The organism is Acinetobacter guillouiae, from assembly GCF_002370525.2.
GTDB classification, from domain to species: domain Bacteria; phylum Pseudomonadota; class Gammaproteobacteria; order Pseudomonadales; family Moraxellaceae; genus Acinetobacter; species Acinetobacter guillouiae.
The window spans coordinates 3,951,639-3,976,220 of sequence record NZ_AP014630.1; the positions used below are offsets into that span (position 1 = coordinate 3,951,639).

28 protein-coding genes are annotated in these 24,582 nt (G+C 36.1%); 9 read left to right on the forward strand and 19 right to left on the reverse strand.

The genetic code is table 11. The features are described from left to right. Nucleotides 1-7 precede the first annotated feature (7 nt). A complete protein-coding gene (locus AS4_RS18340; RefSeq protein WP_096735115.1) occupies nt 8-613 on the reverse strand; it encodes an RBBP9/YdeN family alpha/beta hydrolase in 606 nt (201 codons plus the stop codon). A gap of 136 nt (nt 614-749) precedes the next feature. After that, nucleotides 750-2,156 (reverse strand): signal recognition particle protein, encoded by a 1,407-nt coding sequence (gene ffh, locus AS4_RS18345; RefSeq protein ID WP_004817818.1) that lies wholly within the window; start codon nt 2,154-2,156, stop codon nt 750-752. A 144-nt stretch (nt 2,157-2,300) separates the two neighbouring features. Between ffh and AS4_RS18350 the strand changes: the two genes are divergently transcribed. From AS4_RS18350 to AS4_RS18360, 3 genes are all read left to right on the forward strand, one after another. Then, nucleotides 2,301-3,110 carry a cytochrome C assembly family protein gene (locus AS4_RS18350; RefSeq protein ID WP_004724062.1) on the forward strand — a complete coding sequence of 270 codons (810 nt, stop codon included), beginning with the start codon at nt 2,301-2,303 and terminating at the stop codon, nt 3,108-3,110. A 21-nt stretch (nt 3,111-3,131) separates the two neighbouring features. Continuing rightward, nucleotides 3,132-3,650 (forward strand): hypothetical protein, encoded by a 519-nt coding sequence (locus AS4_RS18355; protein ID WP_096735116.1) that lies wholly within the window; start codon nt 3,132-3,134, stop codon nt 3,648-3,650. A 74-nt stretch (nt 3,651-3,724) separates the two neighbouring features. Continuing rightward, nucleotides 3,725-4,660: a tRNA dihydrouridine synthase gene (locus tag AS4_RS18360; protein ID WP_178283385.1), complete on the forward strand. Its 936-nt coding sequence runs from the start codon at nt 3,725-3,727 to the stop codon at nt 4,658-4,660. Here AS4_RS18360 and AS4_RS18365 read toward each other — a convergent pair. The 10 genes from AS4_RS18365 to AS4_RS18410 form a co-directional block, all read right to left on the reverse strand. Further along, complete coding sequence (locus AS4_RS18365; RefSeq protein WP_096735117.1) at nt 4,657-5,016, reverse strand: SseB family protein; 360 nt, start codon at nt 5,014-5,016, stop codon at nt 4,657-4,659. The genes AS4_RS18360 and AS4_RS18365 overlap by 4 nt on opposite strands. A 282-nt stretch (nt 5,017-5,298) precedes the next feature. Further along, nucleotides 5,299-6,006 (reverse strand): hypothetical protein, encoded by a 708-nt coding sequence (locus AS4_RS18370; RefSeq protein ID WP_096735118.1) that lies wholly within the window; start codon nt 6,004-6,006, stop codon nt 5,299-5,301. Between the two features lie 119 nt (nt 6,007-6,125). Then, complete coding sequence (locus tag AS4_RS18375; protein ID WP_096735119.1) at nt 6,126-6,809, reverse strand: hypothetical protein; 684 nt, start codon at nt 6,807-6,809, stop codon at nt 6,126-6,128. A 60-nt stretch (nt 6,810-6,869) separates the two neighbouring features. Next, nucleotides 6,870-7,571 carry a hypothetical protein gene (locus AS4_RS18380; RefSeq protein ID WP_096735120.1) on the reverse strand — a complete coding sequence of 234 codons (702 nt, stop codon included), beginning with the start codon at nt 7,569-7,571 and terminating at the stop codon, nt 6,870-6,872. A gap of 80 nt (nt 7,572-7,651) precedes the next feature. After that, a complete protein-coding gene (locus tag AS4_RS18385; RefSeq protein ID WP_096735121.1) occupies nt 7,652-8,383 on the reverse strand; it encodes a hypothetical protein in 732 nt (243 codons plus the stop codon). Nucleotides 8,384-8,433: 50 nt separating this feature from the next. Next, the gene (locus AS4_RS18390; protein ID WP_096735122.1) at nt 8,434-9,042 is read right to left on the reverse strand and encodes a transporter; all 609 of its coding nucleotides are present in this window, start codon (nt 9,040-9,042) and stop codon (nt 8,434-8,436) included. Beyond that, nucleotides 9,039-10,385, reverse strand: coding sequence for a M66 family metalloprotease (locus AS4_RS18395; RefSeq protein ID WP_096735123.1), 1,347 nt, complete (start codon nt 10,383-10,385; stop codon nt 9,039-9,041). The genes AS4_RS18390 and AS4_RS18395 overlap by 4 nt, the downstream gene beginning before the upstream one ends. A 1-nt stretch (nt 10,386) precedes the next feature. Beyond that, complete coding sequence (locus AS4_RS18400; RefSeq protein WP_096735124.1) at nt 10,387-10,992, reverse strand: hypothetical protein; 606 nt, start codon at nt 10,990-10,992, stop codon at nt 10,387-10,389. Next, a complete protein-coding gene (locus AS4_RS18405) occupies nt 10,992-11,540 on the reverse strand; it encodes a DUF4123 domain-containing protein (RefSeq protein ID WP_171478425.1) in 549 nt (182 codons plus the stop codon). Before AS4_RS18405 ends, AS4_RS18400 begins: the two co-directional genes overlap by 1 nt. A 1-nt stretch (nt 11,541) precedes the next feature. After that, the gene (locus AS4_RS18410; RefSeq protein ID WP_096735126.1) at nt 11,542-14,178 is read right to left on the reverse strand and encodes a type VI secretion system Vgr family protein; all 2,637 of its coding nucleotides are present in this window, start codon (nt 14,176-14,178) and stop codon (nt 11,542-11,544) included. Nucleotides 14,179-14,603: 425 nt separating this feature from the next. Here AS4_RS18410 and AS4_RS18415 point away from each other — a divergent pair, with 425 nt between their 5' ends. Continuing rightward, nucleotides 14,604-14,870: a hypothetical protein gene (locus AS4_RS18415; protein ID WP_004724087.1), complete on the forward strand. Its 267-nt coding sequence runs from the start codon at nt 14,604-14,606 to the stop codon at nt 14,868-14,870. A gap of 7 nt (nt 14,871-14,877) precedes the next feature. Beyond that, nucleotides 14,878-15,741 (forward strand): patatin-like phospholipase family protein, encoded by an 864-nt coding sequence (locus AS4_RS18420; protein ID WP_096735564.1) that lies wholly within the window; start codon nt 14,878-14,880, stop codon nt 15,739-15,741. A gap of 19 nt (nt 15,742-15,760) precedes the next feature. On the opposite strand, the gene AS4_RS18425 is transcribed toward AS4_RS18420, so the two are convergent. The 5 genes from AS4_RS18425 to AS4_RS18445 form a co-directional block, all read right to left on the reverse strand. Next, the gene (locus AS4_RS18425; protein WP_096735127.1) at nt 15,761-16,138 is read right to left on the reverse strand and encodes a hypothetical protein; all 378 of its coding nucleotides are present in this window, start codon (nt 16,136-16,138) and stop codon (nt 15,761-15,763) included. Further along, on the reverse strand, nt 16,139-16,822 hold the full coding sequence (locus tag AS4_RS18430; protein WP_056515721.1) for a hypothetical protein: 684 nt from the start codon (nt 16,820-16,822) through the stop codon (nt 16,139-16,141). It abuts the gene before it with no gap. Next, nucleotides 16,819-17,478, reverse strand: a complete 660-nt coding sequence (locus AS4_RS18435; RefSeq protein WP_096735128.1) for an HAD family hydrolase — start codon at nt 17,476-17,478, stop codon at nt 16,819-16,821. Before AS4_RS18435 ends, AS4_RS18430 begins: the two co-directional genes overlap by 4 nt. Nucleotides 17,479-17,554: 76 nt before the next feature. Next, complete coding sequence (locus AS4_RS18440; protein WP_096735129.1) at nt 17,555-18,463, reverse strand: pyridoxal-phosphate dependent enzyme; 909 nt, start codon at nt 18,461-18,463, stop codon at nt 17,555-17,557. Between the two features lie 66 nt (nt 18,464-18,529). Further along, the gene (locus AS4_RS18445) at nt 18,530-18,958 is read right to left on the reverse strand and encodes a GNAT family N-acetyltransferase (RefSeq protein ID WP_096735130.1); all 429 of its coding nucleotides are present in this window, start codon (nt 18,956-18,958) and stop codon (nt 18,530-18,532) included. A 114-nt stretch (nt 18,959-19,072) separates the two neighbouring features. On the opposite strand from AS4_RS18445, the gene AS4_RS18450 reads away from it, so the two are divergent. Further along, nucleotides 19,073-19,759, forward strand: coding sequence for a hypothetical protein (locus tag AS4_RS18450; RefSeq protein ID WP_096735131.1), 687 nt, complete (start codon nt 19,073-19,075; stop codon nt 19,757-19,759). A 65-nt stretch (nt 19,760-19,824) separates the two neighbouring features. On the opposite strand, the gene AS4_RS18455 is transcribed toward AS4_RS18450, so the two are convergent. Beyond that, the gene (locus tag AS4_RS18455; protein WP_096735132.1) at nt 19,825-21,075 is read right to left on the reverse strand and encodes a class I SAM-dependent methyltransferase; all 1,251 of its coding nucleotides are present in this window, start codon (nt 21,073-21,075) and stop codon (nt 19,825-19,827) included. A gap of 101 nt (nt 21,076-21,176) precedes the next feature. Here AS4_RS18455 and trhA point away from each other — a divergent pair, with 101 nt between their 5' ends. The 3 genes from trhA (at nt 21,177) to AS4_RS18470 (ending at nt 23,857) form a co-directional block, all read left to right on the forward strand. Beyond that, nucleotides 21,177-21,821 (forward strand): PAQR family membrane homeostasis protein TrhA, encoded by a 645-nt coding sequence (gene trhA / locus AS4_RS18460; RefSeq protein ID WP_004817865.1) that lies wholly within the window; start codon nt 21,177-21,179, stop codon nt 21,819-21,821. Between the two features lie 137 nt (nt 21,822-21,958). Next, nucleotides 21,959-23,269: an MFS transporter gene (locus AS4_RS18465; RefSeq protein ID WP_004817867.1), complete on the forward strand. Its 1,311-nt coding sequence runs from the start codon at nt 21,959-21,961 to the stop codon at nt 23,267-23,269. A 138-nt stretch (nt 23,270-23,407) separates the two neighbouring features. Further along, nucleotides 23,408-23,857 (forward strand): hypothetical protein, encoded by a 450-nt coding sequence (locus AS4_RS18470; protein WP_096735133.1) that lies wholly within the window; start codon nt 23,408-23,410, stop codon nt 23,855-23,857. Between the two features lie 10 nt (nt 23,858-23,867). Here the strand turns inward: AS4_RS18470 and AS4_RS18475 are convergent, their stop codons facing one another. Then, the gene (locus AS4_RS18475; protein WP_004724105.1) at nt 23,868-24,533 is read right to left on the reverse strand and encodes an RluA family pseudouridine synthase; all 666 of its coding nucleotides are present in this window, start codon (nt 24,531-24,533) and stop codon (nt 23,868-23,870) included. Nucleotides 24,534-24,582 lie beyond the last annotated feature (49 nt).

Genomic DNA, 24,582 nt, shown 5'->3' on the forward strand with positions numbered 1-24,582 from the left:
AACAGCATCAAGATAAAATCGAATATGCAGCCTGAGTACCAGCTTGGGATTCAGGTTGTAATAAAACTGCTAACTTTTCCCAAAGTACAGTTAAGCTGGTATAGCCCTCTGCTGCCATGAAATGCCCCGCACCTTTCACCTCAATCATTTGTGAATTCAACGAATAACCCAATTGAATACTAACAGGCGCTGGCACAAAAGGATCATTGTTGGAGAAAAAGATAAAGCGATTCAGAATATTCATTCTGAGCAGCGCATCATCGACCCGAGCGTGTTGTAAAAATAAATTAAGTTCAGGTAAAACGGCTAAATTTTTACTGAATCCCGCAACCAAAAACAAAGCACCTAATTTTCGGCTCAATAATTCACTCGAAAGAAAATCCAGACTGGCAATCCCCCCTAAGCCATGTGCCACAATGATGGTATCGTCATTGAGTGACTTAATTTGCTGCGTAATATTATGCTTCCACAGCTCATATTGGGGCTGCTCTGGATGTTCTAGATCAATCACTTCACATGCATGCCCTGTCGCCAATACTTGTTGCTTTAGCCACGGATACCAATGATGTTCAGGGGAGTCTTTATAACCGTGTACGATAAATACTTTTTTCATAAATAGACTTCTTATCAATTATTGTTTAAATCATATTCAAATAATGGGCTCAGAATATCTAAACAGCCAACAAAAGTATGTTATTTTTATTTAACAAAAAAGCGCCCTAAGGCGCTTTTTATAAAAGAAATGAGACTTATTTTTTATCGTTATTACCAAACAATGGCCCCATACCGCCGCCACCGCCAAACTGTTTTTGCATTCCACCCAATGAGCGCATCATTTTTGCCATACCCGATGGATTGGCAAATTTCTTCATCATTTTCGCCATTTGTGCATGTTGTTTGATCAGTTTATTGACTTCAACCACATCCATACCACAGCCTGCTGCAATACGCTTTTTACGGCTCGGATTCATTAAGTCTGGGTTACGACGTTCTTTAATGGTCATCGATTGAATAATCGCTTCCATCTTTTTCACTTGCTTTTCAGGATTTGCTTGTGCAATCGCATCTTGAATGCCTGAATTGCTCATGCCAGGCAACTTATCCAAGAAGCCCATCATACCGCCCATTTTGTTCATCTGTTCAAATTGCATCAGCATGTCTTCAAAGTTGAAGCTCCCGCCCTTTTGCAATTTTTTCGCCATTTTTTCGGCTTTTTCTTTGTCGATTTTACGTTCAACTTCTTCGACTAAAGAAAGTACGTCACCCATACCTAAGATACGTTGTGCAACACGTTCAGGATGGAATGGCTCTAAGGCATCGAGTTTTTCACCCATACCTAAGAATTTAATTGGCTTACCGGTAATCGCACGTACCGAAAGTGCCGCACCACCACGTGCATCACCATCAGTTTTGGTGAGAATAACACCCGTTAATGGTAATGCATCATTAAAGGCTTTGGCAGTATTTGCCGCATCCTGACCTGTCATTGCATCAACGACAAATAGGGTTTCTGTTGGGCCAATTGCAGCGTGTAATGCTTTAATTTCGTCCATCATGTCATCATCGACATGCAAACGACCTGCCGTATCGACAATCAAAACATCATTAAAGTTAATTTTGGCTTGACCAATCGCACGTTGTGCAATTTTAATCGGATCTTCAGAAGCGTCCGATTCAATAAAATCAACACCCACTTCAGCAGCAACTGTTTGAAGTTGCTTAATCGCAGCTGGACGGTAAACATCGGCAGAAACCATTGCCACTTTTTTCTTTTGACGTTCTTTTAAGAAACGTCCAAGTTTTGCAGCTGTCGTGGTTTTACCAGCACCTTGTAAACCTGCGAGAAGAATCACAACAGGTGGTTTTGCAGCTAAGTCTAGGCTTTCGTTTGCCTCACCCATCATTTTGGTGAGTTCGTCATACACAATTTTAACGAAAGCTTGACCTGGTGAAAGCTGAGTCATGACTTCTTGACCCAATGCTTCTTCCTTAACTTTCGCAATAAACTCACGAGTTACAGGCAAAGCAACATCGGCTTCAAGAAGTGCCATACGCACTTCACGTAAGGTATCTTTAATATTATCTTCGGTTAGCTGCCCAGAGCCAGTAACATTTCTGAGACTCTGCGTGAGTCGTTCTGTTAAGGTATCAAACATTGCAAAATCCGCTTAAAATAGCTAGTAGCAAAAAAATCTTTCTTAAAATAGAAAATTTATGCTCAAGATGCTATAGGATACTGTAGTTCACATGGAATTTATATCTTATAACATGAATATTCATCATCCTGAAAAAGGTTTGACATGATTAGCCTACCCTTGGTTTATACGATTTTAGCATTAATTGCCTATACCTCTTCATTTTGGTATTTGTTCATGCACTTAATGGCTAAACGTTCCGCAAACCCTTGGTTTATTGGCATCATGTCAGGTTTAGGGCTGATATTACATGCAAGTGTACTGCATAACGACATACTTACACCACTAGGGATTAATTACGACGTCTTTAACTTGATGTCTTTTACCTCTGCGTTAATGTTGGTTCTAAGTATGCTTTACAGTACCTATCGTCCTGTTCTTTCACTAAATTTGATTGGAATTCCTGTTGCCGCCTTTGGTTTGATTCTAGGTTTTTGTTTTAGTAAACCAGATCAATTTATTGAACAGCATTCTATCGGTTTAGACATCCATATCATTCTGTCTTTATCTGCTTATGCCGTTTTACTCATGGCAACCATACAAGCTGTTTTGATTTGGTTTCAAAACCGCGAACTCAAAAAGAAACAAAAAAAACGTATTTGGGTCAACTTCTTACCGTCATATCAAGCCATGGAATCCTTACTTTTTGATATGCTCATTACTGGTTTTGTTTTATTAACTGTCGCCCTATGTTTTGGTTTCTTTACCATTGATGACTTCTTTGCACAGCACCTAGCACATAAGACTGTGTTTAGTATTGTGTCTTGGTTTGTTTACGGTGCGTTGTTAATTGGTCACTATAAGTTTGGCTGGCGTGGTCAAAAAGCCATTCGCTTTACCATGATTGGATTCTTTTTATTGGCAGTTGGCTTTATTGGTTCTAAATTTGTTTTGGAAATGATTTTGCATCGTTGATAAACGTAGCACTGAGCAAAAATGGGCAGTATTTTGTATTCTTACTATAAATATATTGATACAGAAGCAGAAGAAATTGTTTTATATGAATTAGATCTGGAATATTACTGTCTCAGATCAATTCTGGTGACAGCTTCACTCAGCATCAATACAAATTTAAACATAGAACAAGCGCATTTTTTCTTACCTGAAAGAAGTTTTTCTGACGTTTTAGATCAAATTATTCCCATTGAAAAAGATGAGTTTTTAAATTTTTGGAATCAATCAATCTCTAAATATTTAAGTGATTGGAATGAATTAAAGAACAAATTTAAAATTGGACAAAATATTGAAACCGAGATTGTGTGTTTCTACCCTCAAGGGGTGATTGTTCAATATGGCGAAAGGTTTTATGGTTTAGCCAGTTACGAGGATTGTGAATCGTGTTTAGGTTCAAACAACATGTATCCACAACAAAAAATTCGACTTTATGTAGAAAGTTTCGATCATGAAAATTTATGGATCAACTTTTCAATAACACCCCGTTCAGCGCTGACCTAGAATATATTTTGCATCGGTAGACATCTCCTACAAAAATGCGTATAACGCTGTTTTCATCTCATCAGGTAACAACTGTGAAACTTATACTCGCCCCAATGGAAGGCTTAACCGACCCTATCATGCGTGACGTTCTCACACATGTCGGTAGCTTTGACTGGTGCGTGACTGAGTTTATCCGTGTAACGGATTCGGTCTTACCTGACCATGTTTATCATAGTTATTGTCCAGAATTAAACAATCAAGGCAAGACAGCTGCTGGCACACCAGTACATGTTCAGTTTTTAGGAAATAATCCTGAAATGCTCGCGGCCAATGCGGTCCGCGCTGCTGAGTTAGGTGCTCCAGCAATCGATATGAATTTTGGTTGTCCTGCTAAAACAGTAAATCGTCATAGAGGCGGTTCAGTACTTCTCGATGAGCCTGAGGTTGTACATGAGTTGGTCAAGGCTGTACGTGATGCTGTACCCAAACACATCCCTGTATCTGCAAAAATGCGTTTAGGTTATATGGATCGAAATTTTACCCTTGAAAATGCGCATGCCATTGAAGATGCTGGCGCAGCTTGGGTCACTGTCCATGCTCGGACCAAAGCTGATGGGTATACTCCACCAGCATTTTGGGATCAGCTACAACCGATTCGTGAAGCACTCAAGATCAATGTGATTGCCAATGGTGAAATCTGGACCAATGCTGATGCGAAACAATGCCAACTTGAATCAGGCTGCCAAGATTTGATGATTGGTCGTGGTGCTGTGACTACACCAGATCTCACCCAGTGCATTCGTAAAAATACGGATGAACCACTTATCACATGGTCTGAACTATTAAATTTACAAATCCGTTTTTTAAATGGCCCATATAAAAAAGAGCTGAACATGGTCGGCCGCTATAAACAATGGATTGGGATGATGTCTAAGCATTACCCCGAAGCCAAAGCCTTATGGGATGAAATCAAACGGTTGAAAAAAATTGATGAAGTGCTGGAGAAATTGAATCCTGCACATTTTTAAATTGCTTCATCAATCTCTAATATTGCTTTAATTTCTTCAGGTTGAAATTCTTTTGATAATTCAGAAGTTGGATTCAATACCAATGTTGCCCCCTGAGTCATTTCAAAAAACTGCCGTGTATTTAAAGTGATATATTCGGCATCGACGCCAATATCATTTTGAATGGTTTCTAGCTCTATGAAGAATGGAATTGCTTGATCACCTTCTGGTGTTTCTAAAATACGGAATTGAATTTTTTTATACTGATCTTGTGTTCCCAAACAATAAATATTCGATGCTAAAAGCAGATCGATAAAATCAGGGATCAATTCGTAGTTTTCTTGGGTGTTGATAAAGAGTTGTTGTAAATTTTGCATGTTGTTGATTGTCTATTTTTGGTGCCATTAATATAGCTTATTCACGGTAGATATGGAATTGACCAGAGTGCTCAATTGGATATCCTAAAGCTTCGAATTTTAAATTATCAAGATTTAAGTTATTGAATTTAAATTATTATAAAAGCTTTAATCTCGTTTAGGAAACTATATTCATAAAGCATCTACTGCTGAGGGGATACGAAATCACCATCACTATTAGTTTTTCTATAATCACCACAGGATGCCGGAAAAGGGACTAAGCAAAAAACCAAACAAAGAATTTCACAAATTGCATTTTTGAGGAATTCCTTTGCTTTGGTAAATATTGAAATAAGTATTATTCTTTGTGAGTTCAGTATTTAATTCTAACCAATAATCCTTAACATTTACTCTCGTCGTCACTAAAAATTCACAATACTCATTCACATTATTTTTTATATTTAAAATATGTTGCTTCATGAGTGAAACATACACCTCTTTTGCTTTCCTCTCATCAATCACATTCAAAGCAGAAATAAAACTTGTGGGAACAATCGGATCTGTATTCATTTTTTTAAATATTTTCCCATTGTATTCAACACTTAACCCTAGACGGATACTTTTGAGTTGATTAAATTTAGAGTTCGTTGCATAAATCTCAGAAAAGAAATCAGGTGTTTGACTGTTATTATTAAAAAAATAAATTTTCTTGGTCGTCAATCCATAGGCTAACACTTCATAGCGTTTACTATTCGAGACTGTATCCCTATTGATATAACCTTTTTTTGCAAGGTTCTTTATTATTTCATCTAAATCTACAGGCATTGCTTTTAAATTAAGCTGGTTTACTGGTGCAAATCTGGAGTAATTTATTTCAGAAGATAACGCTGATATTTCTTTATCTTCAAAATTAAAAATTCGATTTTCTACATTCGCTCCAAAACTATAGGATGTCAAAGAAAAACATATCAGGAATACAGTTTTAAATTTAATAATATAATGATTTTTCATAATTTTTATCTGTCATTTTTGTATAGTATACAGTATAAGCACAGCTATTGACTTGACCCTTCTCTACAAACCATTCTGGTCAGATTCCAAGATAGCTTAAACAGCAAACATACAGAAAACTAATATATTGATGTTTCATATTTTTTATCCGTTTTCTTTGTAAAATAAATAAAAAAATTCAAACTATTATATTTCCTATTTTTAATTTGTTTTCCATCAGCTTCCAAAACAATGTGCATATCATTTACATTCCATTCTTCCACTTCAGGCTCATTTGAATTACTACATTTTAGTTTTTTTATAAAAGTACTAACTTTACTATTCAAATCTTCCCCACCCACGTTATCACCACTTACCACATAAATCTGATCTTTAACCATAGATACAATTTTTTCTTCTAATTGCTCACTATAAGGAACATAGTTATCACTATTAAAAAATATATGATTACCCTTTAAGTTACTATTAGCTGAAAGACGGGAAATGTAATCAAAATTCTTCTTCACATTATTATTAACAGTACCATCACTAAAACCTATTTCAGGAGAAAGGCTATCTATAATCTTTAACACCATGTAATTGCTATTTAATTTTTTATATCGGTTAATTATTTCTTTTTGATCATAATTTAAAAAAATTTTATTTTCATCTACAAAACTAGAAATATTTTTTCCAACTTTAACATCATAACCATCTTCACTGTTTGTTTTTTTATCAGCCTCTACATTACACTTCGTCCTATTAAAGTCAAATGAACAAGCTGATAGATGTATTAAAGCTATCAGCAAAATGAAAGATTTCATAACACCACCATCTCTAATAACCTAATAAATAATTATAACTGATGTCTAAAATCATTAAGATTAATGTTTGAATATTGAAAAAAGTGATAATTCCAAATCTTTATATTCATTATATTTTTTAGCTTTGCAATCGATATCTCTAATTTTTCCATTAGCAACTTTAGCTGCAATAAATTTTTTATTAATTGTAGATATTTCATACATAACTTCATTATCTTCAAAAGAACCTAAATATATACCAGTTCGAGGATTAAATTTACCATCTTTAATATTGTTAATTAAATTACTTAAGGCTTTATCATAGATTAATTCGGAATCGGTATCACTTACTGCAGAAATCACATCTATAAGAGCACTTTTTATAAGTTTTCCTTTAAAAATTTGGGGATCAGATCTAACTTCAAAATTAATATATTTAACATAAGTGCCTGCTGAAATAACTAGAATTTTGCCTACTACATCGTAGTTATCATCAACAATATCGATATAACCTTGATTTTCATATACATTCATATTATTCAAGGAAGTAGATTTTTGAATTTTATTATAAAAATCACTAACCTTTATTCCTAAGTTTTTTTCTATAGGACTCTCTATTGAACTTTCAAATGGTAAATATTTATTTATATCCAAACTAACATTAGGCTCAGGAGTAAGACAAAATTTATTTATTACCTCATCACTTTTACTACGTGAATAAATTAGCTTTTCATCACAGCCAACGATGAAAGTAAAAATTAAGAATACTATATATTTCCTCATAAAAACCTTATCTCAGTAAAATCATCTATAGTTCCAAATACATTTCAGCACTCTAATAAAAAATATTTTAGCTATAGAATTTAATACTGTACATCAACTTTATTATAAATCGTATTCTCATATTTCCCATCCGTAGCCTTGGTATAATAAACACTATATGCAAAACTTTTAACTTCACCTTGTCCTAAGAACCATTCAGGATTAGTTTCTAAAATTAAATGAACACCATCAAAATTACTTTCAACAACAACCACCCCAAGTTCGTCTCCACCTTGGCAGCGTCCTTTTTTTAGAAATTCACTTATAAATGCATTTAACTTACTCTCATCAATCTTATTTTGATTCATTAAAAAAATTTGATCATCAATAAACTTCTTGATATTCATTACTATATTTTTATCCAAAGGTACAAAGTTATCACTCTCATAATAATAGGAATTTCTCCCCTGATGAGCAGATGAAACTTTTAATACAGACATATGATTATAATCTTCTTTAAAATTAGGATTATATACTACACCATCAGAAAAACCCTGATCAGATGATAGTTCTTCCAACACTTTTAGTTGCATATTATCTGAATTCAATTGCTTATAATTTTTTAAAATTTCTTTAAGATCATAATTTATATATGCTTTATTTTCAGCCACAAAAGAACTGATATTTCTTGATGATTTTAAAATACTAGTTTCTTTTGAGTGATGTTGTATTTGATTACTTCCATTTGAACACAAATTTTTAAGTTCATCGCCATGAGAACAAGATGTCAGAGGAAGTAAACTAAGATAAAGTAGCTTTTTAATAAATTTCATTCCTCCCCTCGCTTAACCAAGCACACATCAACCATAAAATTTTAACACGACTATTTTCTATAAATATGAAATTGACCTCTTTTAGATTTGATATTACATGAAATTTCATAAATAATTCCATTTTCCCCATACGATGTATTGGTTAAAGAATCTTCATTATTTTTTTCAGCAACCTCAAATTTAAAAAAACTATTATCTAAGTTTTTATTTTTAAATACTTTTAATATTTTCCTTATTCTATCTATATCTATTGAGCTCATTGATGAACACATAGAAAAATCATAATCTATTGATTTCACCCTACCATTTGATGGGTTCGGATTAATTGTTAACATGGCTTCATTTTCAAAATCTATATAATTTGAATTATCTTTATCTTTAAAATTATACTCTTTCAAAACCTCAGCATTTAAAATACCGTTATTTAACAACACGACACCAAAATCTTCATAATTTAAAAAATCTAAATCTCTTAATTTTTCATATGGAATTTTATAGTAGGGTGAATTAAATTTATCTGGTGTGCAATCCGCATTAGTGCATGGGTCATTTATATTATTTTCACTTGTGTTCATATTTCCTAATTGAGCGTCACCTCTATTTTCAGAAGAACAAGATACAAAAAAAACAAAAAAAATTGTTAAAAATAATTTTTTCACTTTAAACTCCTGTCACTTCTCAAAATATCCCACTGAAACTTACTAAAATACGTTCTAGTAATTTTACTATCAACCTGTTTGGATTTTGCATAAAACCAAGTATAGTCCATTAAATTCCCCGATTGTCCCTGATAAAATACAAATTTATTGTTATTTTTTTCAAAAACATGTGGCAGACCTAAGCTATGCCCAATCTCATGTACTAGCACATCCAATCTAGTATGTGCTTGTTTAAACACAACTATAGCATTTCCCCATTTCATTCGCCTACCTTCCATTCTTGATGGGGCATATCCATTTACATTCCCAGCAGATATATTTGTATAAAATATATAAGTTCTCGTATGCCCATCATCATTTATATTTAAATACTTTTGATCATCTATTGGTCTATATTTACCACCATATTTATCGAATAAATTTACAAATCTATTTGCTAAATAATCAATATCTAATTGTTTATTTGATGCTACTTCTGCCAAAAAATCTGCGACATCTTCATTTGTCTTTGCTAAGTCTAATAAATCAAATTTTGCTTCTAATCTTTTCTCAGCTCTGATTAGAGCCTGATTGTAAGACTTAAACTTCAAATAATATTCATAACTGCTTGGTTTAACTAGTGAATTATTATCACTAATTACATCAATAAAATTAAGTTCTAATTTTGGAATATCATTATTTTTATATAACATTAATTTCCCTACTTTTTCTCTTACACCTTTCTTTATCGCAAATACATTTATCTCTTCATGCTGATTTAAAGCTCCACCTTCACACTTTATATTTATTATCTTTTTATTTTCATAAAAAAATTCATTTTTATTATTTGTTTTATCAATTTCTCTACTTTTCCTATTATTAATTAACTGTTTAATATCAAATTTAGATGGAGTTAACTTTATAAAATCACTTGTAGCTAATAATTCTATTGAAGTTCCATCACTAGTAAGAGGATCTTTTTCATCACTACTTAATTGAACAATTTCTAAATCTAAATCCACACCATTTTTATTAATTTCCTGTGAACCAGATGCACTTTGTTTACTTGTTGTCTTTGGAAAAATTGCTAACCATGCAGGTATATAATTATAGCCATATGGCCGTATTAATGTCTTTTGACCCTCCGAATAAATAGCAAGCAAATCTGAAATATTTCCTTTGAATGTATTTTTATAACTTATGCCGTCTACTTTTTTGAGATTATTAACATACTCATTTCTTAACCAGTCAAATCCATAACCACCATCGAAATCTTTCTCATTATGCCTAAAATGAACCGTAAACTTCCTTAAACACGTTGCACATGTAGCGCCCGCTGCAGGACTTGCACCACCAACACCCATCTTAAACCTCCAAATTAATCAAATTTTTTATAAAAACGTTATGATGAAATTCTTTTCCCAATACATACTCTTTATATGATTGGATATCATTGGAATAATTTTCTTGAAGTGAACTCAATAAATCTTTTTGTTTTAAAAACTCTATTTTTTCTGGATAAATAATTGAAAGATTTTCTTGAAGATTGGAATGACTAAAACTCTGATTTAACTGCTCTATTGCTTTAAAAACAAATTTAAAATCATGCCCTAAAACCACATTTTTATAGCTTTCCAAAAGTGTATAAAAAGCATCTACATAAGATACTTGCTCCGCAATATTGTAATGCTGCATTACATTTTGGAGCCAAAAATATTGCGGATCATTTGCATAATCTATTCCCAAATAAACATGGCTCTTCACCATATATTTGAGTGTATAAATTTGATTGATGCCTTTTTCAATATATAGATTGATCAGGCTTTGGACAGGTTCTAATAGCTGATCAAATTGCCCATTCAGTTTAAGGGCTGGGTTTTCTTTTATAATTTCATAGACAAGGTCATATAAAAATTCTTTATTTTGCTCAACATCTAATTCATATAATTTTTCTTGGCTGAGTATGAACATTATGCATTCTCCAATACCATTAATTGATTAGAATCTACATCCTGATAATTTCGAATTGAAATGACCCATTTTGTAATATCCTCAAAAAACTCATCTTCTTGTTGATCTGTCAGTATTTTATGAATTTTTTTAACAATTCTTGGATCAAACCATCTAAATAATTTTTGTGTACCATCAGGAAATTCTACTGTGAGATAGCGTTTCATTTTTTTAACAAACTGAGCCAAATCCAATGAACTGAATACCATATTTAAAGCCTGTTCATCTTTCCATGTTTGATGAATAAAGCTAAACCCTTCATCTTCGAGCACCTCTAAATCATTGATTAAGACAAGTACAGGGGCTACTTCAAAAGGTGCATTGCCCTCCGTTGTGCCTGAGAATAATGAATAAAACTCTAGCCTTGCATCATTTCGCCATGCGTTAATAAAGTGCAAAGTTTGATCTGAAACTTGCGCTGCATCCAAGATTAAATACATGTTCAAATCATGTTGATCATCTTCGATACAGCTTTTTATATTTTTAAATGGAACAATTTTTCTTTTCATTTTATTTATCAACAAATGCCATTCCAAACTTTGCAGCATCTAACAAACAAGGCTTACAAATATTTTCATAGAATGATGGAAGTGAATAATCGACTTTTGCTCCACCAATAAAACTATGTTGCCCTGCCTTCACTTCGAACTTAGCAGCCGTAGTCACAAATACACCTGAACCATTAATCTTTAATTGAGAGCCACCAGAGGTGATAATAATTTCTTTGAGACTCTTTAGCTCAATCATCTCCTCAGTCGAAATGATTTGAATACCTTTACGTGCAATCAAATCCGCACCATCGCCTTGTGCTTGGATCTCAACTTTGCCTTTTCCAGCAAAAAGTCTTGCACCTTCTTGTGCCGCAAAAAGACTAATCTTTGATTGTGCATGTGCAACTAAATTCTTTTGCGTACTCAGGTTGATACTATCACCTGCGGTATAACTGATTTGTTTATCCGCAGAAAGATGTAAGTCTTCATTGCTTGCCAATGCAATTGAATTCGGTGCAGCTAAAATCATCAAAGCTTGTTTAAATGCATCCGCTTTGTCTTTTTCACCTTTTTCGATTTGATCAAGAAATTGCTTGAGATTTTCCAATACATCCAGTGGATCAGTTTGCTGATTCTTGGCAACTTCACTTAAGGCCTTGGAATTATTTAGACTGCTTTCTAACTGACTTTTCGCTGCTGCTGCATCAAGGTGATTGCCTGAAGCTAAATCTTGAGCATAGGTACTCAGTAGTAGACCCTGTCCTGCACGCACTGCTCCCCATTGGTCTGTTCTTAGTTCAAAGCCTTCGCCTCGTCCTTCACTCGTATCAGTTTCTTTAGGATGGCTCAGATTACCAAGGTTAAGTTGACTCGCGCCGTGACTGCTTTGTAGCTGGCTGCTGATTTGGTCTGTGGTATCGTCAAATCTAAGCTGGCCATAGCCACTGCCTTTAACTTCTCGACTTTTGATCCCTGCCAGTTTTTTGGTATCAGGCAATTGGCCTTTGTCATCAAATTTCGTTGGATTTCGTTGCGCTTCATGGATACGCCCCACCACAAATGGTCGATCGATATTGCCATCAAAGAAATCTATCACGACAATCTCACCAATCCTCGGTAAGAACCGCGCACCATAGCCTTCACCTGCCCACGGGGTCAGTACATCCACCCAAGCGGAATCAGTGTCGTTGTCATTGCTCCCTGCACCACCATCATGACTATGATCTTCATTGCGGGTAAATAGGAAGCGAACTTTAATACGTCCCCATTCATCGACATGAATTTCTTCTCCACTTGGTCCAACTACTTTGGCTCGTTGTGGATGGGTACTAGGACGATGTTGTAGTGGGTGGTATTCCGGAACAGTCGTGATATTACGGCGTTGTAGTACCAATTGATTGGCTTGGCGCTCTGGGTTGTTTGAGTCTACATTTGAATTGACCCAATTGCTCTGTTGGAGCAAGTGATTGATTTGCTCGCTCAGGTCTTTGGGTAAGTTGTTCTGGTTATAGAATGTCTTTGACGTGATCAGAAACTCTTTGTCTGAGCCACTGTGTTGGTCTATTTCTGGGTGTTCGTTTAATTCAAACCAGTACCCCACTTGCGCATCGCGTACAGTGGAGTTAGCAATGAATTGTTTGGATTGAGCATCGTAATAATGACTGAGGTTTTGGTTGATCTTTTCAATCTGATTGTTATTTGAAGCGGTTGCTTGATCTTCACCATTGAGGTCTTGAATCCATGCTGGACTAATATGCCAAGCCTGTTCTAAACCGAGACTGGCATTATTCTGGTTTTGACTGTGTTGGTGTTTGCTTTGAACACTGCCTGCACCCTCTTCTTGCTCTAAAACATCTGCTTGCCAGCGTTGTACGTGGACAGCGGTGGGTTGTAAGCTACGTTGCCCAATAAAGCTGGTGATACTGTCTTGTTGTTCTGTGGCACTGCTGCGATGGAAGCGGATCTTTCTTCGTTCTAGCGCTTTGTATTCGTTATTATCATCCACCAAGCGCAGTTTTTGTGGCTGAATTTGAGTCGCAGCGCTTGGTACAATCAATTGTGCTTCATCAATCAACCAGTTAATCCCTTCACTGCGCATCAAGCGAGTTAAAAATGCATAGTCACTTTCGTTGCTCTGCATAATGAATGGTCGGATATCGTAGTCTTTTTTCAGTCCACTTTTATCGAGGCTTAGACTCGATGCAAAGAGCGGGCTTTTGTCTTGCCATTCTTTAAACAGCGTTTCTATGACTTGCACAACCGACTTATTCATAAACACTCGGCTGTTACGGCGTTTATGCCACAATGAAGTGGCATCTTCGAGTTTGAGTTTATATAACGTCAGTGCGCCATCACTCTGCCCTTGTGCTGCCTCAGTAATCACCCCTGTGCTACGAAACAGTTGTCCATGATCTGTGACTTGATCAATGGCCACTTGGCTACCAATGAATTGTTTAAGTGGAATCACAGCCGAAGTGGCAAGGCAGATCAGTTCAACAGACACACCTTGGTTTAGACCATGTTGTCCATCGATGCGTTGTAAGAAGACTTGGTTGTTTAAGTCTGTATTTGTAAATTGGATATGCAAAGCTCGTTTTTGTGCGTTTAGTCCAAGCTGATCCAATATTTTATAAATGCTATTTACTAAGCTGTTCATTTTAATAATTTATTCGTTTTAGTTGCCTCTATTATAAATTAATTCTAAAATTTTTCTATTTAAAAAAACAATTTCATTACTAAAAATACTTAAATTCAAATAGATTTTTTGATTAATTGTTGAAAAATTAAATAAATAATCTCACTAAAAATGTAGTTTAAATATTCATATATTTCTAATAAATCAACATTATTTATTTCCACAAATATCTAAAATAAAGCTCAAAATAATCTTGTTTATATGCTTGATTTCAATTTTAATCTCAGCCTGCTTGTTATGTCTGATATGTATTCAATACTAATCAATTCATGTTGTGTTTATATACATAAGCCTCATTTAATTTATGTCTTTTATAGCAATGCCAACTTTACTACTGCTTTATGTTATAAAATAGCTACACATTTCATTCTTTTAGGAGTTTTCCTATGAACGATGTTAACTCTCCCAAAAAACCATTGTGGAAATCTAAAGCCGTGATTTTCGCAACAATCTTTAGCTGTTTATTCCTTGTATTCTTCTATATGGCTGTAACCAATGAACCAGATTATATGCCGAGTCAGCAAAATAAGCAGATAGCGACGCCTCAGACTGAGAATACCGATACAGCACCTCCACATGACACGCAGCAAATGTCGAATGATGAAATGAAAAACATGCCACACAACTCAGCTCAGCCAGAACATGCAAACTAAACAATCTATGATCAATGATTCACGTAATGCACTAGTCGTAGAAGGTGGTGGTATGCGTGGGGCTTTTACCTGCGGTGTACTTGACGCTTTCCTACAACAAAACTTTAACCCTTTCGATCTTTTTGTTGGGGTGTCTTCTGGTTCAACAAACCTCGCCAATTACCTTGCTCGACAACAAGGTCGCAATATCGAACTCTATTTAGACCACTCACTTCGACCTGAATTTATTCGTTATGCTCGCTTTTTTAAAGGTGGGGATTTATTGGATATGCAGTGGATGTGGGATATTGTCGAGAAAGAGAATCCTCTAGATCAACAGGCCCTATTTAGTCAAAATCCTGACTTTTATATGGTGTTGACTCATGCTCGTACAGGTTATCCTGAATATTTACGTGCTGGGAAAGACAATATTATTGATGGATTACGTGCTTCTAGCTCTATTCCCTATCTAACACGACAGGCTGTAGAAATTTTTGGAGAGCCTTATTTTGATGGCGGTGTCGCAGATGCCCTCCCTGTTCAATGGGCAGCGCAACAAGCAAATATTCAAAATCTCTTGGTGATTCGTACGCGTACACAAAACTACTTTAAAGCCAGCAGTAAAGCCGATCAATTCTTGGCAAAATATTTGCTTAATCAACATACTGGCTTTGCAGATAGCCTTAAAAAGCGTTGTACTCGTTATAACCAAACTGTCGATTTTATCCGCCAAAATACGCAACAAAGCATTTTGGAAGTCTGCCCACCTGACAATAAAAAATTAGCAGGCCGTTTATGTAAAGATAAACGCAAATTGCAATATACCTATGAAGTTGGCTTAGAAAGCGGACAAAAAGCCATAGAAGACTGGAGTAACGCACACAAAGGCTAAAAGCGAAATTCCCAACAGACTAGTTTTTTAGCTTGTATTGCGTGACATATCCTTCTTGTGGAAAAGCATCCTGAGTGATGCTTTCTACTTGTACAACTTGCCCTTTGACTAAACTGATCAAAGGTGGCTGTTCAATCGTAATTCGCATGCGTTGATTGACCAGTAATTGACATCCACTGTCAGCTCTTCCATTCTTTTCAGCTTTTAATATTTTGATATACATCGTCAATTTACTTTTTTCAAACTCACCTTGTGGCCCATTGATTGCCATAGTCATTGTTGAAGTCGCTTCTAAGACTTTAACCGTTAATAGGCAATGGTTCAGATAAGATGCCCAAGTCAAATTGGGTACAATAAGACCCATCATCAAAACAATACCAAGTATTGCACGTTTCATTTACTGATCCCTTTTCCAAAATTTCCATGACTTTTCAGGGCATGCATAAAGCTTGTCAGACACAGTTACTTCTTGATTGGTTTTTAGATCAAATACTTGAAATTGGCATTGGTTATTTTGATATTTACCTAAAATTTCATAATCGTGTCCAGCCTGTGGTCTGAACGAAGCAACAGCATCCACACATTGATCAAAAACTTGTGCTTTTGTCCGAGATGAATCAGTCGCTCCAAATACAAAACCATATAAATTCACAGGTTGGTCGGCATTTAAAATAAACTCTTTATAAGAAATCAGTTGGTAAGTTCGCATAGCATTGCTTTCAGCTTCTTTCTGAATCGCACTACGAGGCATCCCTTCTTCGATATTAAAGGTGATTCTGGCATACGCTTTTAGCGCAGATAATGCACCATTTCCACTTAAGTAATCCCGTATCCCAGCTTTTCTTCCTGCACAATCAAATGAATGTTGAATTAAAGTTTTTGTCGCACCCTTTCGATAGACCCGAATCCGTGACTGTGTCGCTGGATCATAAGTTTTTGGCTTTGTTTCTACCTGCAACTCATAGGCTAACGGTTGTTGTTTATCTGTTTCGGCTTGTGCAAATACACTGAATTGAGATACTACTCCAAATAAAAATAAAACCTGAAACTTTACCATGCCGTGCTTATATAATCTTTTCATTTTATTTTTAAAATACTAAGTATGTCTTGAAAATACTTTACACGATGATCGGCCTGTGTCGATGTTACTTTTTGTTGAGGGTCAAATAAGATCGTTTTCATGCCCAACGCTTTTGCACCGCAAATGTCTGCTACCTCATTGTCGCCAACAAAAATGCAGTGCTGAGGAATAACACCGAGCTGCTGACATGCCAATTGGAAAATTCCTGGATGAGGCTTTCGCAGTCCAACAGCTTCTGACACAATCACACTCGAAAAATACTCACTTAAACCTAAGGCTTTGAAATTATCTTCCTGAAAAGGTGTCTTTCCATTAGAGATTAATCCAAGAGAAAAATTTGCCTTAAATAAGCTATAAATAACCAGATCAACATCGCTAAAGCTTCGACAAAATTTATTAAAGTCTTGAATATAATTCTCTAATAGCACTTGTGTCGAATAGTTGGATATTTGAAACTCTTGAATAAGTTGAGCATACACCTGATCTTTCCATACAGAACCATTGTTATCCAACTCAATAAAACGCTGAATAAATTGTGGTTTCTGTTGAATCGTAACCAGCTCGAAGAAATTTACCTGCCAATTTAAAAAAGCCTTTAGGGAGGAGGTGCGATCAAGTAAGGTTTGATCTAAATCAAAAAGTACAACTTGAATCATCTCACCATCCTCTAAATCGAAAAGACTTGCTAAAGGATCAATAGATTATGATCATTAATTGCCTATTCAGTCCGTTCTATCCATTGAATGCTTGTAGTGTTTCTAGGGTAATCCCTGCGCCACCACATACAATCACCAAGACCTGATCAGTGGGTTTAAATTGAATCGCCTGATCATAAAGCACTGATAATGTTGCACCACATGCTGGCTCAACCAAAATACGATGATCATCTATAAATTTTAAACAGGCATCTACAGTGTCTTGATCTGAAACCACCAAACTACGAACCTCAAGTTTTTGGCTCACTTCAAATGCATTTTGACAGACTTTTTTTGCTGCAAGTGTTGTTGCTATACCACTCACTTGATCCAATTCAACATGTTGTTTAGCAACAATCGAAGCATGTAAGGATGCTGTACCTTGGGTTTCAACCGCATAAATTGGAATATGGGCTAAACCATGTTTTTTTAATCCTGCTGCAACACCTGAAAGTAAACTTCCGCCACCCACAGATAAGACCACCGCATCTGGAGTAACGCCATCTGCAATGACTTCATCAATCATCGGGATAATGCCTTCCCATAACAATGGATGATCAAAAGGATGAATGAATACATCTTGCTGTGTTAATAAAGACTGCGCTAAAGCATTGGCTTCGGTCCATGAAGCGCCATGTACAATAACTTCTGCACCTTGCTGGGCAATTAATTCTCTCGCGCGTTGTGCTGTGGTTTCTGGAACCACGACGGTCACAGGAATACCCAGTTGTCGACCTGTATAAGCAACAGCTAAGCCTGCATTGCCACCTGATGAACTGATAAAACGCTGAGCTCCCTGCTCAAAATATTTTTGACAGGCATGGCTAATACCTCGTTGTTTAAATGACGCCGACGGTTGTAAGGCTTCCATTTTTAACCACACCTGACATTGATTCAGTTGGCTTAAAACTAAAGATTGAATTAACGGGGTTTTTATACTGAGCATGGGCAAATCGATTCTCTTGGTTTATTTCAATCTTGGCTTATTCAATGTGGGTTTATTTCAATTCATTCATTTTTTTAAACTTAACCCCATATCGATATGTGGAATCTCACAATCTAAATATTCTTCACCTTGTACCTGAAAGCCTAAGTTTTCATAGAAGCGTGTTGCATAGACTTGAGCGGATAATTGAAGAAATGCTCTATTTTGCTGTTTTGCCACTTGAATAATATGTTGCATGAGCAGTTTACCAATCCCCTCACCTCGATATTGTTGCAACACAGCAACTCGACCAATACTGTTATTTTCCAATAACCGCGCTGTAGCAATGGCTTGATCTTGCGCATATACAACAAAATGCAATGAAATGGCATCCTGCTCATCCCATTCATCTGCTTCACTGATGTGTTGTTCTTCAATAAAAACCATGCTTCGAATCAATTTTGCATCGTGTTGAAGCTGACTCCACGGCCCAGATTGAATGACAAATTGGCTCATTATTTAAATCCTAATGGTTGAGAAATTGATCCTTCATTCTTACAATTATGCTAATGTAATGCACAGTGACAATGCGTTCACTTTCACCAACTTAACTAAACTTGTAGAATAATTATGTTTCTAAATCATAAATTTAAAGTATTTACTTATAGCGCAATTTTACTGATGACTCAAAGTATTTATGCAAAAACAACCGAGCTAGATCGTGTGAACATTATCTCAAAAAGTATGATTGGATTATTTTCTCAAGACCCAAATCAAGATCAGCTTAATTTAAAAATGAGTGCCGCAATTGCAGGTATCTCAGAAGCTGAAGCTAAAAAAAACCGCGATGAAAGTGGCGAAAAACAAGCCACTGCATCTGAAAAAATGAAGGAAATACTTAAAGAACAATTTAATGCCAACGATTTTAAAATTGTTGCGCCAGCATTTGAGCGCCAAATGAAAGCTCAAAGTGCTGCATATCAGAGCTGTAAACAGGATGGTAAAATTATTGAAAATAGTCAAAGTTTTCAAGTACCGTTAACCTGTAAAGTCCCTGTGCTTAATTTAGACAATGTTCAAATGCCTGAACGTGGTAGCAAAGAAAGTGATGCGCAATTTGCAGCTAAAGCAACAGACTTTTTGACAAATCTACTGATTAAAGCCCCAACAGAAACATTAAAAACCAGCATCTTGATTCATAAAATGGGTGAACAATTGATTCCAGAAATGGATGATCCGCAATATTTTCCAGATACGATCTCTCAAAAAACCACGGGCTCAAGCGAAGCTGAGCTTGATGAAATGAATCAGCAATAAAATAATTTATCTAAATAGTACCAAGAGAGAAAGCAGTTAAACCTGCTTTCTCTCCTCACAACGCGCTAGCACTTAGCGCCAATGTCTTGCTGGTCCCACTGATCATTCAATAATAATTCTAAGGATTGTTTTTGAATCCCATACATCTCTTTTAAAGCACGAATTTGATCTAAGACTGTTTGATCAGGTGCAGTGAAATCTTTACGCTTGGTTGCCAAAATCATTTTGTTTTTACTGGTATGTTCTAATGCCACAAATTCAAAGACTTTGGTTTCATAACCATACGCTTTCAGCAACAGAGCTCGAATGGTATCTGTCAGCATTTCAGCTTGTTGTCCTGCATGAATACCGAATTGCAACATCGGTTGTAACACTTGTGGACTATTCAATTGTGGGCGTAATTCTTTATGGCAACAAGGTGCACACATAATCATTTGAGCGTTTAAACGAATACCTGTATGTATCGCAAAATCTGTTGCAACATCACACGCATGTAAGGCGATCATAATATCCAAATGGGATGGATGATACGTTCTCACATCACCTTGGAAAAAATCCAATTGATTAAAATCAGACTTTTGCGCAACCTCTTGGCAAAATTTCACCATTTTGTCATTCAGCTCAACACCCGTTACAAATGGAGTTTGATGTTGTTTTGCCAAATAATCATATAAAGCAAACGTTAAATAGCCTTTTCCTGAACCAAAATCGACAATTTTTAAAGCCTGATCTTTGGTTTTTCCATCATGCGCTAAAGCTTCTGGCTGTTGAATATGCACCAAAGCACCTGAAAAGATTTCAACAAATTTGTTAATCTGCTTCCACTTACGTGCCATGCTTGGAATAATCTGTGCATTGGCATCGGTAATGCCGAGCGGTTGGAGAAAATAACTTTCTTGGTCGACAAAACGATGTTTTGTACGATCATGCCCTTGTTGTTGATTTTTAGCGGTTTTATCCAGCTTATTTTTACTGACGGTCAGCAAGGCTTTCTTTTTATTTTTCTTCAGCTGCGTTTCAGCCTCATGGGTAAATAAATTGGCTTGTTTACAATCCTCTGCCAGCCCCTGAATCGTGGTTAACGCATGGGTAAGTGGATAGTTTTTAGTAATATCATTGGTTTTATAACGATATAGACAGCTTAGAACCGTTTCATTCTGTAGCTGAATGACGCGAAAGGTCATTTTCTCTAAATCAACCAATTCTCCTTTATACTGACTTAAAATCAAACGATCTAAGCTTTGATTATCAATAGCTTGCTGTACGCTATCAAAAAATTGTTGTTCCTGAACAGATAAGCTTGCCACATTGGACATAATCAAAACTCGTATTAATTAAGTTACCTATTTTAAGACGTCTTACTTTAAAGGTAAAACTCCATTACTATACAGTTGTATTTTTAGGATAATAAGATCCAATGTCGACAGATAAATTGATTCACATCTATGCACCACAAGAAGAACGTATTAATGCGTTGAGTCATGCATTCGGTGCAATTTTGGCTGCTATAGCGACTGTTTTGATGCTGATTAAAGGCAACTATCTGCATGGATGGCAATTTTTTGGATTGCTTGTCTATGGTCTAAGCATGATTTTACTGTTTTCCAGTTCAGCAATTTATCATTTTTCTGTCGATGAAAAAAAACGCCAATGGTATAAAAAGCTGGATCATACCGCGATTTATTATTTAATTGCGGGAACCTATACGCCCTTTTTGGCAATTGCCATCCCAACAGCAAAAGCACATTATTTATTGATTGCACTTTGGGTCATCGCAGCCATTGGAACACTATTCAAGTTAATATTCATTCATCGTTTTGAAAAAATTTCACTGATTGCTTATTTGGTCATGGGTTGGCTTGCCGTGCTTGTAATGGATGATATGCAACAGTTTTTAAAACCAGAAGCATTAAAATTATTGGTCATTGGTGGTTTAGCATATACAATAGGCGCATTGTTTTATGCCTTAAAAAGAGTAAGATACACTCATGCTATTTGGCATATATTTGTTTTGGTCGGTGCAGGATCACATTTCCTTGCAATCTATCTTTACGTCATTTAATTCATAGACACTCAAAATTCAGTGACCCTGATGGAGTGAATTTGGGTTGATCTCGTTGTTTTTTTAAGAAATTACGCCTTTTTTAAAAAGATTACGCTTTAAAGACTCGTTTTACTTTTAAAAGTGTAAGGTTCACCATGGCGTCATTATCTACTGCTACTCCAGAAATTCAAACAAATTCAAAGACTCGTGTTCTTTTCGCAAGTCTTGTAGGTACAACAATCGAATTCTTCGATTTTTATATCTATGCAACTGCTGCAGTCCTCATTTTTCCGCATCTGTTCTTCCCTGCAAGTACAGATCCGATGACGGCAACAATTCAATCACTCGCAACATTTGCCATCGCATTTATTGCCCGCCCTATTGGCGCAGCAATCTTTGGTCACTTAGGTGATCGTATTGGTCGTAAAGCAACCCTCGTCGCGGCTTTATTGACCATGGGTGTTTCAACAGTATGTATTGGTCTACTTCCAACCTATGCACAGATTGGTATCGTTGCACCGCTATTACTTGCACTTTGTCGTTTAGGTCAAGGCTTAGGTCTTGGTGGTGAATGGTCTGGTGCAGTCTTGCTTGCAACTGAAAATGCGCCTGAAGGCAAACGTGCTTGGTATGGGATGTTCCCGCAACTGGGCGCACCGATCGGTTTTATCTTGGCAACGGGTTCATTCCTTGGTCTTGGTGCATTGATGTCTGAAGCAGACTTTATGCAATGGGGCTGGCGTATTCCATTCCTTGCAAGTGCTGCATTGGTGATTGTGGGTTTATATATTCGCTTAAAATTGCATGAAACCCCAGCGTTCCAGAAAGTATTAGACAAACAAAAAGAAGTTAATGTTCCATTTAAAGAAGTTGTGACCAAACATTATAAAATGCTCTTCCTCGGCACAATTGCTGCGGTATGTACATTCGTGGTGTTCTATCTCACAACAGTATTTGCACTCAACTGGGGAACCAAACAACTGGGTTACTCACGTGCAGAATTCTTAGAGATGCAACTGGTCGCAACACTGTGTTTTGCTGCTTTTATTCCGCTTTCTGCTGTATTTGCTGAGAAGTTTGGGCGTAAGGCAACCTCTATTGGGGTATGTATTGCCTCTGCACTTTTTGGTTTAGTATTTGCCAGTATGCTTGAGTCAGGTAGCACAGTGATTGTGTTCTTGTTCTTATGTGTAGGTTTAGCATTGATGGGAATGACATACGGCCCAATTGGTACGGTCTTGTCTGAAATTTTCCCGATTTCTGTACGTTATACAGGCTCTGCATTAACCTTTAACTTGGCAGGTATTTTGGGCGCATCTTTTGCACCTCTGATCGCAACTGAACTTGCAACCAAATATGGCTTACAAGCGGTGGGTTACTACTTGACAGCAGCATCCATTCTTTCACTGTTGGCATTCTTGGCCATTCGTGAAACAAAACATGATGATGTTAACAACCAAGTTTAATCCCCTCTCTATGAGCAAAGCCTGCAATTTTGCAGGCTTTTTTGATTTATGACTTTTATATTTATGTCTTAGTTAAATTTAATACGATAAATCCCCATATTATTTGATAAAATATTTTCAAAAATTATGATATGAAATATGAAAAACAATGGTTTACCTTTTGAATTATCTGTAAAAGTAAGCACAAATCGTCCAGATTTTAGAGTGTTTACAAGCTTTCTTTTTGCATCTAATACTCATAACTATGATAGTGACGGTGATAGTTATCCTCTTACAAGTAGACATTGGACAGAACTATACATAAGCTCTCGAGAAATAGACAATTACACTTTTTCTATTTCTCCTTTACAAAATGATCCATTAATTTTGCAAATCCAAGCTTCTCAAAAATCGATCTGTTATGCGATTGCTTATTTTCTAGCAATTGAGACTCAAGGTTCAGTATTCAATAATCAAGGTATTCCGCTTTCAAGTCAGCATATTGAAAATAAATTAAAAAATTTCCCATTAACTGAACATTTAGCCTTTGCCAATGAGAGTGTACGGAGAAACAGTTCAGAGGATAACCCATACCCAAATCTGAATTAAAAGCGAAATGCTAAAACTCAGGCTCAGATACAATCTCAACCAGTAGATTATTAAAAGGCTGCATAAAAGACAAATAGCTTGCATGCAATGCCATACGCGCTAAATCGGTGTTAAACGGCGTAGGATGATAAAGCTTATCGCGCATGATCGGATGCCCGATATATTGCATATGCACCCGTAATTGATGAGAACGTCCTGTAATCGGTGTAAGTAGCACCCGACTTACATCCTTTTCAGCATCATAGCTTACAGATTCAAATAAAGTTTGTGCGGGTTTGCCTAACTCAAAATGCACGATCTGGCGTGGACGATTTTCCCAATCGGTAATCAAAGGCACATCCACACGACCATTGCTATTGATTTGCCCTTGCACCAAAGCAATATAATTTTTTTTAACAGTTCTCGCTTGAAACATTTTACTTGCTGCAACTTCCGCATCACGATGTTTGGCGAACAACAGAATGCCCGAGGTTGCCATATCCAAACGATGGGTAATCTTGGCATTTGGGTATATTGCTAATACTCGAAAATAAGCGCTGTCATGATGTTCAGGCAAACGCCCCGGAACTGAAAGTAACCCTGCGGGTTTATTGATGGCAACAAAGTCATTATCTTCAAAAATAATGTCAAGTGGATCTAAAGGAGGCTGATAAACAAAGCCATCATCAATCGGCATGTGGATCGCATATTGAGAAGAATTGCCGAAAAATAACAATAGACTAAAA